Origin of the sequence: Anaerocolumna jejuensis DSM 15929 (assembly GCF_900142215.1) — a bacterium.
Taxonomy (GTDB): Bacteria; Bacillota; Clostridia; order Lachnospirales; family Lachnospiraceae; genus Anaerocolumna; species Anaerocolumna jejuensis.
Genome location: NZ_FRAC01000015.1, coordinates 35,977 through 50,182, shown reverse-complemented (window position 1 = coordinate 50,182; position 14,206 = coordinate 35,977). Strand labels below are relative to the sequence as shown.

Genomic DNA, 14,206 nt, shown 5'->3' with positions numbered 1-14,206 from the left:
CAGGAATTAAAAAGACCAGGAACACAAAAGTATAAGAAACAGGAAAGGATAAGTGTATGAATTATAAGGTCTATGTAAATGGAGAAAGTGCCGGAATATACACAACCAATGTATTTCCCATGCCCTATAACGAAGTGCAGGTCATGGAGTATACCAGCTTCCAAATGAACCAGCCGGTGGATATACGCATAGAATCAGAAGCTTTTTTAAACAATGTCATGATACGTCCCCTCAGCCTGGGGTTGGAATTTACATATAAGGATCATGAAATCGTAATCCATTTGGAGGAGCCGAAAAAATTTTCAGTTGAAATAAATGGCAGCTATTACAATAATTTGCTTGTATTTGCAGAAGCGCAGCAATATGAGGATTTTGACAAGTATGCTGAAAATGTTATTTATTTTAGCCGGGGAGTTCATACAGTGGATATCCTTACCGTCAACAGGGATAATACGGTCGTTTACCTGGAAGAGGGAGCTTTTCTGAACGGCAAAATAGATTTGGACCATTGCAATCATGTTACCATCTGCGGTTATGGAACCATTAGCATGGAAAAATACCCTCTGGAGGTCAGAAATATCTATCACCGCTGTGTCGATGCGATGAATTGCCGGGAGGTTTGCATTAAGGATATTACCATAACCGACAGTAATGACTGGAGCTTAAGAATCTTTGGATGCGAGGAGGTCATCATTGACAATGTAAAGATTTTCGGCTGTAGGGGGAATTCCGACGGAATTGATATCTGCGGTTCCAGAAACGTACTTGTTCAGAATGTATTTACAAGAGTTTGGGATGATTCCCTGGTGGTAAAGGCATTTAATACCGGCAATCTTGAGAATGTAACCTTCAGGAGCTCCATCCTGTGGAATGATTTTGCAAGACCCATGGAGGTCGGTGTGGAGCTTCGGGCCGAAAAGGTCAGAAATGTCCGGTTTGAAAACATTGATATCATCCATTCCCCCACCGGATATCCCTTAATGGGAATCCATCACGGAGACAGAGCGGAGATTTCGGATATTCATTTTGAAAATATACGGATTGAAAATGCACCGGGAGCACAGCTCTTTGATATCAGAATCCGGGATTCCTTTTGGAACAGGGATAAGGAAAAGGGAAATATTAAGGATATCTTTTTCAAAAATATTGACTATATAGGCAATCCAGGAACGGATTTGCTTCTGTCCCGCTCAAGATTACAGGGGCTTAGTGAAGAATCAGGTATCCGTAATATTACCTTTGAGAATATCAAGATTCTTGGAAAGACTGCCGCCAGTGAAAAGGATTGCGGGCTGCTGGTCATGGATTATGTGGATAATGTGGTGCTCCTCTCGGAGGAATGTACACAAAAAATTAATTTGATAGATACCCGTATAGAGATTCCGGAAGAATTTGTTCAGGACGATAATGGCTTTTATAAGGGCAGGGTCCGGGTAGAGCTTGAAAACACAGGGAAGGAAGACCAGAGTGCGGTATTTTGGCTGCAGATTTCGCCTGCCCATGTGGGAGAATATAAACGGGAAGCAGAAGCCTTTCTCCTGAAAGCAGGTGACAGCAGGAGTTTTGATTATGATATCAGCCTGCCTCCCGGTAAATATGTAATAGCAGTCCAATCGGATAATGCCAATGTCAGCTATGCCTGGAAATTCCTGCAGCTTGACTGGGTACTCCGGGAGGGGGCAGAGGTAAATAAGGCTCCTGAACTGGAATTTATCAATTACTACAATATCAGAACCAGGGGATTAAAAGCTGCTGTTCATAAGGAGGAACTTATCCTTCAGTCGGATATCTTAAAGGATGGAAACAATAGTCTGGTACTTTATACGGCCCTGCCGGTGGACAGACGGGAAGAGGAAGTGATATTTTCCGTTGAAGAGACTGATTTTGGAGTGGTTCCTGCTGTTATTAGCGGTAAACACAGTCTGGAGCTTGCACCCCAATTACGCTGTCCGTTGGAGATAACTCTGGTATTTAAGAATGAGCCCAAGGTGAAGGAAATTAAGAAAACCCTGATTCCCGGAGGAGGGAATGGGACAGTCGCCATACCGCTTACAGAGCTTGGACTGGAGCCTGGAATCAGACATTTTTGGATGGAAGTCGAAGCCAGGACACAGGATGTCACAGAGTACAGATACCCCTATACAATGTTTCATTCGGTAACGCCGGAAACAAGCGCCCACATGTTTGCAAATGTAGTAATAAATACGGATGATGCCATTCGTTAAGTAAATAGAAAGAAGGTAAATACATATGGCAAAAACAATATTATTTCAGGGAGATTCTCTTACGGATGCTTGCCGGGATAAGGAGGGAAAGGATAAGAACCGGATACTGGGAGACGGCTATGTTAAGTTTATCGGAGCCAGCTTAATGTGCGATTATCCGGGTATCAATATTCTGAATACTGCCATTTCCGGCAACAGGATTTCGGATTTATATGGCAGATGGATTGAGGATACCTTAAATATTGACTTTGATATCCTGAGCCTCTTATGCGGCATCAACGATATTGGCTTTGCTTTAAGACTGAACATGGGAGCCGATGCCGAAAAGTTTGAATTTGTTTATGACAGAATGCTGTATGAGGTAAAGAAGGCAAAGCCCCAGGCAAAGATAGTTCTCTGTGAGCCCTTTTTATTCAAGCTGAATATCGATGAGGTAAAGGATGGAACGGATATTATTGAAAACTGGGATGTTTGGAACGGACATATGCTGGAGAGGAGAGCCATCGTGAAATCCCTGGCAGAAAAATACCAGGCAATCTTCGTGCCCTTTGGCAAAGCCTTTGATAAAGCACTGGAAAGTGCTCCGGCTAAACACTGGTCAATAGACGGTATCCATCTGACCATGGCCGGGAATGAGCTGATTGCAAGAGAATGGCTGCGCTGCGTAAAAGGAGACCCCAATGTATCATTTTCATAAGGAGAGAAAAGAAATAACAATTGATAAGTATAACACACCGACTCCCTGGATGAATTATTTATCCAACGGTACTTTTCATACCATGATTTCCCAGGCGGGAGGCGGCGTGGCATTTTACAGGTCGCCTCAGATATGGCGGATTAATCATTACCGTTTCTTTCACCTGCCAATGGACCGGAGCGGTTTTTATACCTATATCAGGGATGGCAAGGATATCTGGTGCCCGACCAATGAGCCCTGCAGGATGAAGCCGGAGCAGTGGAAGGCTTCCCATGGCATGGGCTATACACGCTATGAGGCAAAAAGGAATGGGGTTGAAGTAAAGGCAACCTACCTGGTAGGAAGCTATGAAGATGCCCTGATATGGAACTTAAAATTCAAATCCGATGAGGATAAGAAAATAACGGTCTACCCCTATGTAGAGCTTGGTATGATGGAATTCATGAGAGAGCTTCAATGGCAATGCTATAACAAGCACCAGCTTTCCGCGTATAATCTGGAGGATATCCTGGTATACCGCTATGGAGTGGAGGATCAGCCAAAGCCAAAGGAAACCCCCTATGTATATTTTGCCAGTGATGCTGCCATCAGCGGCTTTGACTGTGACCGTGATGAATTCATCGGAAGCTACCGGAGTGAAGAAAATCCAATAAGAGTAGAGGAAAATGCCTGCTCAAACTCCACTCTGTTTGGCGGAGACCCCTGTTTTGCCTTTCAGATAGAGGTTGACCTGAAGGCCGGAAAGGAGAAGGAAGTTACGATTTTCCTTGGAACGGCAATGACAGAAAAGGAGATACTTGATTCTGTCAGAAACTGCAGGCAGGAGGGTTTTGTATCCAAATCCCTGCGGTCACTGAAGGAGGATTGGGACAGCTTTTTAGAGAACTTCCAGTGTGAGCTGCCGGATAAGGAAGCGGAAACGATGATTAACATCTGGAACCCCTATCAGATGGAGCGTAATTTTCAGTTTTCCCGTAATATAAGCTATTATGCCACCGGAACCTTTCGGGGTGTCGGAGTAAGAGATACGGCCCAGGACATCCTGGCAATGATACCCTTTGATCTGGAGAGGGCAAAGAATAAATTGAATTTACTGTTTACCCAGCAGTATCAGGACGGTCACTGCAACCATTATTTCTTTCCGACGGAAGGATGGGAGCCGGTTAAGAGAATTCATTCGGATAACCACCTCTGGCTTGTGATGGACGTGTATAATATTATTCTGGAGGAAGGAAAACTGGACTATCTGTTTACAAGTCAGCCCTACTATGACGGCGGCAGGGATACGGTCTGGGAGCATATCAAAAGGTCAATTGAGTTTACAAAGAAGAACCTTGGCGAAAGAGGATTCCCCTTAATGCTTTCCTCGGATTGGAACGATATGCTGTACAAAGTATGCCGGAAAGGAAAGGGTGAGAGCATCTGGACCTCCATGCAGTATGGTACCGTATTGAAAATGATGGCCCATCTGTCACAGCTTATGGGGGAAGAACCATCCGAATATCTCAGGATTTACGAGGAGCAAAAGGAACTGGTAAATTCCGTGGCCTGGGACGGACAATGGTTCAGGCGCTGTATTACCGACGACGGAACCTTTATCGGCTCGAAAGACCAGGAGCAGGCGAAAATCTGGCTGAATACCCAGAGCTGGGCGGTTATCAGCGGAATGGGCGACCAGGAGAAGCAGCTTCAGGCCATGGACAGTGTTAAAAAGCACCTGAATACAGAACTTGGAATAAAGAAAATACACCCTGCCATGAAGGACTATCCTTCCAAAGAAGACCCCCTCACCTATTATAACAAAGGCTGCGGAGAGAATGGCAGCGTCTTCTGCCATGCCAATACCTGGGCTATCATCGCAGAATGTATGCTGGGAAGGAGTGATTTGGCATATCAGTACTACCATCAGCTGTTACCGATGGTTGTCCAGTCCAAAGCCGGAGAAGCCCGCTATAAAGCCGAGCCCTATGTATATGCCTCCAACATATTCGGACCCGAAAGCGATAAATTCGGCCTTGCCAATGTATCCTGGCTTACAGGAACCGCCGCCTGGATGTATCTGGCAGCCACCCAATACCTGCTAGGAGTCAAACCAAAATGGGAAGGCCTAGAGATTGCCCCCTGTATACCGGAAGGCTGGGAAAACGTCCATATAGAAAGAGTATTTCGAGGCTGCAAATACCACATTACAATAAAAAACAGCGGCAGTAAGGCTTTTATAGAGCATGTAGAAGGAAGAAAAGAATTCTCAGTAGAAATATAGAAGGTTAAATACCAGATATTTTGACTATAGAATTAGAACTATGTAATTCTAGTAATATATTTTTTAGATTATAAATGCCGAAGGAAGAGGGCTCTCAGAGCAATTCAACTATTAGAATTAAAATATTAAAACATATTTAAGAACGTATTTTTAAAATAAACTTTTAAACTATACTTTTAATTATACTTAAATACATTTTTAGCTTTATATTTCAAACAATATTTTTAATCATATCTTTAATCAATATTTTTAAATTACATTTTTTAATCATATTTTTTAAGCAATATATATTTAAATCATATATTTTCAAGTAAAAAAGTATTAACATCACAAAATGCAGCAAAAATATTATAGTAAGTAACCAGATGATTTTGACTTACCTTTTAACATTTCCTATTGAAGCGTCCCTAATGACACTTAAATGGCGGCAGCTGTGACTAGATTAAATTATACCATTGTCTGAGCTCACAGCCTTGCAGCCTTACTACCTTAACAGCGAGTTTGGTATAATTTAATCTGCCAGTCACAGCTGCCGGCATTTTAGTGGAATTTGGGACACTGAACGAGAAAATGTTAAAAGGTAAGTCAAAATCATCGTCCACTCCCAAAATCAGGACCCTGCCCAAGACACTTTCACTATATTCCTGCCTTTCCAAAGGCCCGGCCCTGACATAAGGTTTACTTGTATTTTTCAGTGTGCTATAGTATTTACAGAGCATTTTTAACCATGCTAAAATCAGCAGCTCTCAACGAGGAGATGAGGTATGTATAGGGTAATCGTAGTAGATGACGAACTAGTAATACGTAGTGGGATTACGCATTTCATCAATTCTGAAATGAAAGATTTTGAGGTTTTGAACAGCTTCGGTGACGGTGCAGAAGCAATAGACTATTTCAAAACAAATGACATTGATTTAGTGATATCGGATATAAAGATGACCCATGTATCCGGTATAGATCTTGCAAAATATATATTTGAAAACAGGCCTTCCATTAAAGTGATTTTATTGAGCGGTTACCGTGAATTCGAATACGCCAGGTCGGCCATCCAATACGGCGTAAAATATTACATCCTGAAGCCTACAAATTTTACGGAATTCAAGGATGTGCTGGCAAATATGAAAAGCGAACTGGATCAGGACAAATCCAGAAAAGACCAGGTACTTTTTATGGATAAAATCAAGCTGCTCTACTCCAATATTTTATCCAATAAAAAGAAGGAAGCGCAGGATATTCTGCTGTCCGTCTTTGAGGATGTCAAGGATTGTCCCATATCTAAAATAAAACAGTATTTTTATGACTTATTTGAAATCATCTTTGACAAGTTCAATTTATATCTGAAAATCCAGATAACTGCTGAAAAATTTAATCTAAATCAGCTGTTATCGCTGGAAAGCGTAAAGGAAGTAAAGGGCAGTGCTCTTGATATCCTTGAGAAGGTATTCCACCTGCTGCTAGTGGAAGAGGAAGCACCCAATGTATTTCTCCTGCAGGATATAAAGGAGTATGTCCAGGAGCATTTGCAGGAGGATATCTCCCTGCAGGATGTTGCCGATAAAATGTTCTTCAGTACGGTATATTTCAGCAGATTTTTTAAAAAGCAGACAGGTGAGACCTTTAGCAATTACCTGTTGAGAGTCCGGATGGAACAGGCGGTAAAACTGCTGCGGAAAAATAAAAAGGTAACGGAAATCAGCGAAGCCTGCGGGTATCATGACCCCAGTTATTTTACACGGATATTCAAGGAATACTACAATTATACGCCAAAGGATTATGCACGCAGGTTTATCAGCTGTTGATAAGCTTGTGCCCGGGTAATACCTGGCACAAGATGAAGGCGTACTATGGGCATGCATAGGGGGCATAAGGTGAAGAAGAAAAATAACACATGGTCATATATAAAAAATTATAAGTTCAACAGCATGTTCATCCGGACATTTCTGCTGATTTTTATCATGTTTTCCATTCCATTCTTTATACTCAGTGACTTGTATTACAGGAATATGGAACATGTGGCAAAACAGGAAATTATTACAGAGAATAACTCTCTGCTTTATGGGGTAAGGGATATTTCAGACAGTATATTAAGCGACTGTGACATGCTGTGCACCTATATCTCCTATAATGACAATGTCCAGATGTTCATGGTAAATGACTGGTTTACCAATATAAACAGTGAATCCATGAAGGAATTTACCCGGTTGGTAAAGGCCCTTCCCCTGATTTATAAGTATATAGATTCCATCTATGTTTATTCCGAATACAACCAATCCGTATATATCGGGGAAAGAAAAAGCCCGATCAAGAGATTAAAGGATATCTCCTGGATGGAGGAATATAACAGAAGCGAGGATGTTTCCGGCAGTACCATCCCCAGGCTGAAGAACGATAACTACCCCAGGCTGATAACCATTATTAAGCCCATTTTCATTGATAAAGTGAAGAGGGGAGCGGTTGTTTTAAATATCAACAGTGAGAAGCTGCATAATATCATTACCACGGAGAAATACCAGAATCAAAGTGATATTTATATGATTAACAATACCGGTAAGGTCATTATGTCCAGTGAAGAAAAACAATTCGGAAGAGCCGTGAAGGATATCCCCTATTTTAAAAGTATCATCAAAAGCGGCAGCTCCGGTTCTGTAATCAAAAATATAGACGGGATTAATTCTATCGTGTCAGTCATACCATCTGCCAAGTTTGGGTTTACCTATCTCAGTATGACCTCCATGCTGCATTATCAGAATAAGCTGGATCAGCTGAAGCTGCAAATTATCATACTGAGTATACTTTTAGTAGTATTAAGCCTGATATTTGCTTATTTTACAGCCATTCGAAGCTACAAGCCGGTGGCGGAGATAATAGGAGTATTAGAGGAACCGGAAAGATTTAATACCTACGATGATTCCAGGAAGGCAAGACTGAATGAGCTCAGATATATTATCAGCACCATTTTAAAGCAGATAAAGACTAATGAGAAAATGAAGGATGAGCTGGACAGTAAATTAAAGCTGCTGGAGCAGTCCCAGTTTGCCATGCTGCAATCCCAGATTAATCCCCATTTTCTGTATAATACCTTAGAGACAATCAACTGGATGGCCTTTGACCTGGCAAAGGGTGATAATAAGGTATCAAAAGCAGTGAACAGTTTGGCGCAGCTGTTTCGGAATAATGTTTATATGGGCGATTATATCATTTCCATTGACCAGGAAATAGAGAATACCAAAAACTACCTGGATATCCTTGCACTGCGGTATGGGGATGTCTTTCAAGCCAGATGGGAAATTGACGAAGCAATAAAGCCGTATTCCATCATAAAGATCTGCTTGCAGCCAATCATTGAGAATGCCGTATACCACGGTATAAAGCCAAAGGGTACAGGAGGACTGCTCAAGATCCGGGGTGAGATAAACGGTCTTGATATTGTATTTACGGTAAGGGATAACGGTGTTGGTATGGAGCAGGTACTGGTAAATGAGATTAATCAGAAGTTAAATGACAGGTCCAGTCTGGCAGAAGACCACATTGGAATATATAACGTCAATCAACGGATTAAAATCGTATTTGGCAAGGAATACGGAGTTTTAATAGAATCCCGGAAGAACCTTGGGACCTCTGTTATAATAAGGATTCCTTTAGTAAATTTACAATGAGAGCCTGAAGCAGGAGAAGGGTGATTCTACCGATATTAGTTATGAAGGATATTGGTATTTCAATCATAAAGAAAAGAACAAAGGCAGGTGCATGGCAATGAGAAGACAGGGATGGGAAAGCAGTGAGGATACCCTAAGCTTAAGAAAGCAAATTGATGAATATGTAAAGCAGGCGGCCGGCGGGAGTATCCCCCAGCCTCTCTTTTCCGGGTATCAAAGATATATTGAACAGGGCAGCAGGGCAGAATCAGAGGCAGTTTATTTTGAAAGAAGAAAACAACTGGCAGCCTTTGGCTTGTACCTCCAGTATCATCAGAAAACGGAAGATAATTACGGAGAAATACGGAATTACTTCCAGGAGCTTATATGGTCGGTCACAAATGAATTTTCCTGGTGTTTAGCCGCCCACCTTCCGCAGGATAAGAATGGCTTTTTGGAAAGTCCCGGGTTTCAGATAGATTTATTTGCGGCGGAAACAGCGGATACTCTTGCCGAGCTTTTATCCATTCATTCGGATATTATCCATCCGTTTATACAGGGACATATCAGAAGGCAGATCTCCGAACGTATTTTTGAACCCTTCCTTGAGAAAAGCTGGTGGTGGGAGACGGCGCAAAGCAATTGGTGCGCTGTTTGCTGCGGTTCTATCGGTATGGCGGCATTATTGTTAGAGGAGGGCCAGCGAAGAGAGCAGCTTCTTAATAAAGTTGACCGGGGCCTGGTACATTATTTGAATAGCTTTGGCGAGGACGGGGCCTGCGAAGAGGGAATCGGATACTGGGTCTATGGATATGGCTATTACACCTATTATATTGCCATGAGAAAGGAACTGGATGCAAAATTCCATTTGAATGAGGAGGACTTTGGAAAGCTGAAAAAATTGGCGGAATTTCCAAGCCTTGTTCAAATGAGTGAAGGTTCCTTTGTTCCATTTTCGGATGTGCCGGACAGAACCCTCCTTCCTACGGGGTTATTGTCCTATCTGCAGCAGGAATATGCAGTGGAAATGCCTGCCTGTATACAAATTACACCCTTTGATTTTGACCATTGCTTCCGCTTTGCCCATATCAGCCGGGACCTTTGGTGGACGGACAGCCGGATATTTCATAGGGAACTGGGAAAGAAAGCAGTCTATCTGGAAAACCGCCAATGGCTCCTTCAAAGGCAGGACGGCTGCTTTTTCGCCATTAAGGGCGGAAATAATCAGGAACAGCACAATCATAATGACACCGGCAGCTTTGTATTTGCCATGGACGGAGAGCTGCTTCTCGCTGATTTGGGAGCAGGCAGGTATACGGCGGATTATTTTGGTGAGAAACGCTATGAACATGTACATACCAGGTCACGCTATCATAATCTGCCTCTTATCCAGGGGCTGGAGCAGGTTCCTACTGCGGAAGAGTGCCTTGTGGAGCAGGTTACGGTAAAGGGAGATTTAGCCGGAATAACGCTGGAGCTTGCCAGGCTGTATCCAATTCCGGAGCTGAAAAGCCTGAAGCGTACGGTAATCTCAGATATGGCAAAAGGGTGCATTCATTTAAAAGATACGGTAAGCGCAGCAGAAGCTGCTACCATGGAAGAAAGCTTTATCAGCTATATCCGTCCAACGCTTTTAGAAGATGGCAGGATTGTTATATCAGGAGAAAAAGGGCAGCTGGTCTTATCCTATGGAGAAAATCTGCTGGAATATTCCCTGGAGGAGCTGTCTGTTGAGAATCACTACGGGGAGCTGAGAGAAGCTTACCGGATAGGTCTGAAAACCAGGGAGCGGAAAGAGAATACAGCACTGGAGTTTTTGCTTACCTACAAATAAAATATTCCGTTGCAGCAGTACAAGACATGCCGGCATGAAATACCTTGAGGTGTCTGATATAACACCCCGGATATATTTTACAAAGATACTCAGAAGGATTGAGATGTCTTAAATTTTGGAGTATAATGTAATGTAGTTGTAAAGTACCGTAAAAGGAAGTGTATTGTATTGACAAAATCAGTTACAATAATGAATTTTTCCGGTATCTATGAAAAGGAAAGCTTTTACAAAGATATGGATTACCAATGGATAGAGCTAAAAGACATCAGAGGAACCAACTGTTACTGTGATGAAGCTGCCCAGGGAAAGCTAACGGGCATACTGAAAAGCTATACTCCCTACGGTATTCACTTTATCGATTCCGGGAATTATCATTATACTACAAAATTTTGGACGGCTAAGCTGACCAGGCCTTTTTCCTTAATCGTATTTGACCATCATACGGATATGCAGCCTCCGGCATTTGGAGATATCCTGTCATGCGGGTCATGGGTAAGGAATTTACTGGTTACCTGTCCGAATCTGGTTAAGATTTATCTTATTGGCATGCCGGAGAAGGTATGTTATTTTGCAGGGCGCGAGAAACATAAAAAGCTAATATGGATCAGTGAAGAAAAATTCATGGCAGGAGATAATTGGAAAGGATTCTTTCAAACCTCCTTGAAGGAACCTGTCTATATTTCTGTTGATAAGGATATCCTTACTGAGAAAACCGTTAAAACCAACTGGGACCAGGGAAATGTTACTATCGATAAGCTGGAGGAAGCTCTTGAGACGATACTGGGAAACTGCCCTGTCCTGGGTATGGATGTATGCGGTGAATACATTTACCGGGAATATAGCAAAGAAAAGGAAAGCATACTTGCCGGTCAGTATTATAAAATGCATGATAAAATAAACAGGCTTCTGTTGGAATGTTATTTGAATACGGAAAGCAACCTGCTCTGGAAAATAAACTAGTGAGTAACCAGCTAGTAAGTAAGAAACTAATAAAAACAAGCTAATAAAAACAAATTAATAAAAACAAACTAATGAATAACCTTGGAATATTGAATTAAAAACCATAAAGCATTGATGCCGAAAGTTTTGTCATCAATGCTTTATGGTTTTTTTATATTGCAACTATTGATTTGGATTTATAAAATATCTCAGCCTATATCTTTGATATCTGGGTTATAAAAATGCAAGGTCGTGACTTTCACGGAGCTGAGTGTATTTTTATAACCCAAATATCCATTCAACAAACCTAACGTTATAACAATCAAATTATTATGTATTTTCTTTACTCGCCGCCACATATTGCATGGCTCCGGCGTTATCAGGATGATAAGTAGGTACCAGTTCCATGATTCTTTCTCTGATATCATCTACCTCTTCCTTTGCAGCCTTGTCCAGCTCCAATACCTTTTCCAGAAATTCCTCTTCATCGATATCGATCTGTTTCCCGATGAATATCAATTTATTACTGGTGGAAGACAAGCCTTCCTCTTCCATGAGAAGCTCTTCAAATAATTTCTCACCGGGACGGAGTCCGGTATACTCAATTTCGATATCTCTGTCCGGTTCATATCCGGAAAGGCGGATAAGATTTTTCGCCAGGTCCGCTATTTTTATCGGTTCCCCCATATCCAGGATAAAGATTTCACCGCCCTTTGCATAGGCACCGGCTTGAAGGACTAAGGATACGGCTTCCGGAATGGTCATAAAATACCGGATGATGTCAGGATGGGTTACCGTTACAGGACCGCCTCTTTGAATCTGCTCCTTGAATAGTGGGATTACGCTGCCATTGCTTCCAAGGACATTACCAAAGCGTACAGCTACGAATTCAGTTTTGGATTTCTTATGAAAAGCTTGTATTATCAATTCGCAGATACGTTTGGAGGCACCCATTACATTTGTGGGATTTACTGCTTTATCGGAGGAAATGAGGATGAATTTTTTTACTCCGAAGAGATGGGCTGCCATTGCCATTTTATAGGTACCGCCCACATTGTTTTTGATTGCTTCGTTAGGGCTGTTCTCCATTAAGGGAACGTGCTTGTGGGCCGCTGCATGGTAAATGATATCCGGGTGGTATCGCTCCATTATTTTATGAATCCGCTTTGTATTCCTTACGGATGCAATCAGTACGGTCAGATTCAGGTCCGGATGGGTGCTTTTAAGCTCCTGCTCAATGGAATAGGCATTGTTTTCGTAAATATCAAGGATAATTAGCTGCTTTGGTTTATGCCCTGCCAGCTGCCTGCACAGCTCACTGCCGATAGAGCCCCCGCCGCCTGTTACCAGAACGACCTTGCCGCTTACATAATTCATTACTTCCTCTAAATCGATTTTTACAGGCTCTCTTCCCAATAAGTCATCGATTTCCACATCTCTTAGCTCTGTTACACTGACTTCCTCATTAATAAGCTGATACATACCGGGCAGTAATTTTAACCGGCAGTTTGTTTGCTTGCAGATCTCAAGTATTTCCCTAATTGCTCTCTTGCTGGCAGAAGGCATGGCTACAATAATACTGGTTATTTCATATTTTTCAACAGCCTCCAGAACATTGTTCCTGTCACCGACTACTTTGATTCCCTGAATGTAGCTTCCCATTTTGTCCTTGTTATCGTCAATGGCACAAATGACACTTCCATTCACATAGACACTTCCTGAAATTTCCCGGATAATGGAGCTTCCGGCTTCCCCTGCTCCAATAATCATAATACGTTCTTTTACAGCTCCGAAATTTCTTCTGGAAAGTCTTCTGATATAGCGGTAGAAGAAGCGCCCCATGCTGATGAAAAAGATTAGAAACAGGGTACTGGATGGGTAAAAGCTTCTGGGCACATGTATTCTAAATACGAAATGCATTAAAATCAGCTGAATGGCACCGGCACTTACACAGGCAAATAAGATGTTTGTCAACTCGTCTATTCCGGCGTATTTCCATAAACTGTTGTAAAGTCTGAACAACGCAAAAATTATGATTGTGACCAGCGTATTTATTAAGGTATAGGATAACACCGCTTCCGCATAGTTTGTTGGTACCTGGCTGATTCGAAAGTCAAAACGAATGATAAGTCCCAAAAAAGATGCCATATTTATAAGAATAGCATCAAGTAATATCAGAAAAAGCCTTCTGATAAAAAGCTTCCTGTCTTTTATAAACTGTTTCATGTGCCACCTCAAACTATTTGATTTTATACCTGGCAGATTGACCCTCGGAACAATGTCCGGTTAGACCATGTACGTGGGGATTTTGAATTAGAACTTCTATATTCTAATGGAATAGCTCCTAACTTCATATCATATCACAATTTCTTTTTTCTTACAATCAGTTTGAAGAATAAACATAAATATCCTAAGCAATCTTATACACATGATTGTGCCTGGGAAATCCTCAGCCCAATCTTGTGATAGGAAGGCATGGCTGTTAGTTTGAAAAATGCGTTGTATTTTTATACCCAAAATTTACATAGATAAAATCTGCAGTTACTTATGACACTCGAATCAAAATTGTTTGAAATCACTTCTTTCATTGTCAATTTTTCATCTTATATCGCC

At 41.7% G+C, this 14,206-nt stretch carries 8 protein-coding genes; 7 read left to right on the top strand and 1 reads right to left on the bottom strand.

What is annotated here, in order from left to right:
• The first annotated feature begins 56 nt into the window (after positions 1 to 56).
• The 7 genes from BUB77_RS15180 to BUB77_RS15145 all read left to right on the top strand — a co-directional run bounded on the left by BUB77_RS15180 (position 57) and on the right by BUB77_RS15145 (position 11,614).
• Positions 57 to 2,225, top strand: coding sequence for a glycosyl hydrolase family 28 protein (locus BUB77_RS15180; protein WP_073277420.1), 2,169 nt, complete (start codon positions 57 to 59; stop codon positions 2,223 to 2,225).
• A gap of 25 nt (positions 2,226 to 2,250) precedes the next feature.
• A complete protein-coding gene (locus BUB77_RS15175; protein WP_073277418.1) occupies positions 2,251 to 2,922 on the top strand; it encodes an SGNH/GDSL hydrolase family protein in 672 nt (223 codons plus the stop codon).
• On the top strand, positions 2,906 to 5,185 hold the full coding sequence (locus BUB77_RS15170; protein WP_073277416.1) for a GH36-type glycosyl hydrolase domain-containing protein: 2,280 nt from the start codon (positions 2,906 to 2,908) through the stop codon (positions 5,183 to 5,185). Before BUB77_RS15175 ends, BUB77_RS15170 begins: the two co-directional genes overlap by 17 nt.
• A 764-nt stretch (positions 5,186 to 5,949) precedes the next feature.
• Positions 5,950 to 6,984 (top strand): response regulator, encoded by a 1,035-nt coding sequence (locus tag BUB77_RS15160; RefSeq protein WP_073277412.1) that lies wholly within the window; start codon positions 5,950 to 5,952, stop codon positions 6,982 to 6,984.
• A gap of 69 nt (positions 6,985 to 7,053) precedes the next feature.
• The gene (locus BUB77_RS15155; protein ID WP_170866661.1) at positions 7,054 to 8,841 is read left to right on the top strand and encodes a sensor histidine kinase; all 1,788 of its coding nucleotides are present in this window, start codon (positions 7,054 to 7,056) and stop codon (positions 8,839 to 8,841) included.
• Positions 8,842 to 8,938: 97 nt separating this feature from the next.
• Complete coding sequence (locus tag BUB77_RS15150; RefSeq protein ID WP_073277408.1) at positions 8,939 to 10,654, top strand: heparinase II/III family protein; 1,716 nt, start codon at positions 8,939 to 8,941, stop codon at positions 10,652 to 10,654.
• Positions 10,655 to 10,822: 168 nt separating this feature from the next.
• Positions 10,823 to 11,614, top strand: a complete 792-nt coding sequence (locus tag BUB77_RS15145) for an arginase family protein (RefSeq protein ID WP_139241196.1) — start codon at positions 10,823 to 10,825, stop codon at positions 11,612 to 11,614.
• 309 nt (positions 11,615 to 11,923) lie between these two features.
• On the opposite strand, the gene BUB77_RS15140 is transcribed toward BUB77_RS15145, so the two are convergent.
• On the bottom strand, positions 11,924 to 13,819 hold the full coding sequence (locus BUB77_RS15140) for a polysaccharide biosynthesis protein (protein WP_073277404.1): 1,896 nt from the start codon (positions 13,817 to 13,819) through the stop codon (positions 11,924 to 11,926).
• Between the last annotated feature and the right edge of the window lie 387 nt (positions 13,820 to 14,206).

Excerpts from the sequence above, each read along its gene's own strand:
- BUB77_RS15175 (WP_073277418.1), top strand. The coding sequence starts at position 2,251 with ATGGCAAAAACAATATTATTTCAGGGAGATTCTCTTACGGATGCTTGC.
- BUB77_RS15160 (WP_073277412.1), top strand. The coding sequence starts at position 5,950 with ATGTATAGGGTAATCGTAGTAGATGACGAACTAGTAATACGTAGTGGG.
- BUB77_RS15150 (WP_073277408.1), top strand. The coding sequence starts at position 8,939 with ATGAGAAGACAGGGATGGGAAAGCAGTGAGGATACCCTAAGCTTAAGA.
- BUB77_RS15140 (WP_073277404.1), bottom strand. The coding sequence starts at position 13,819 with ATGAAACAGTTTATAAAAGACAGGAAGCTTTTTATCAGAAGGCTTTTT.
- BUB77_RS15180 (WP_073277420.1), top strand. The coding sequence starts at position 57 with ATGAATTATAAGGTCTATGTAAATGGAGAAAGTGCCGGAATATACACA.
- BUB77_RS15170 (WP_073277416.1), top strand. The coding sequence starts at position 2,906 with ATGTATCATTTTCATAAGGAGAGAAAAGAAATAACAATTGATAAGTAT.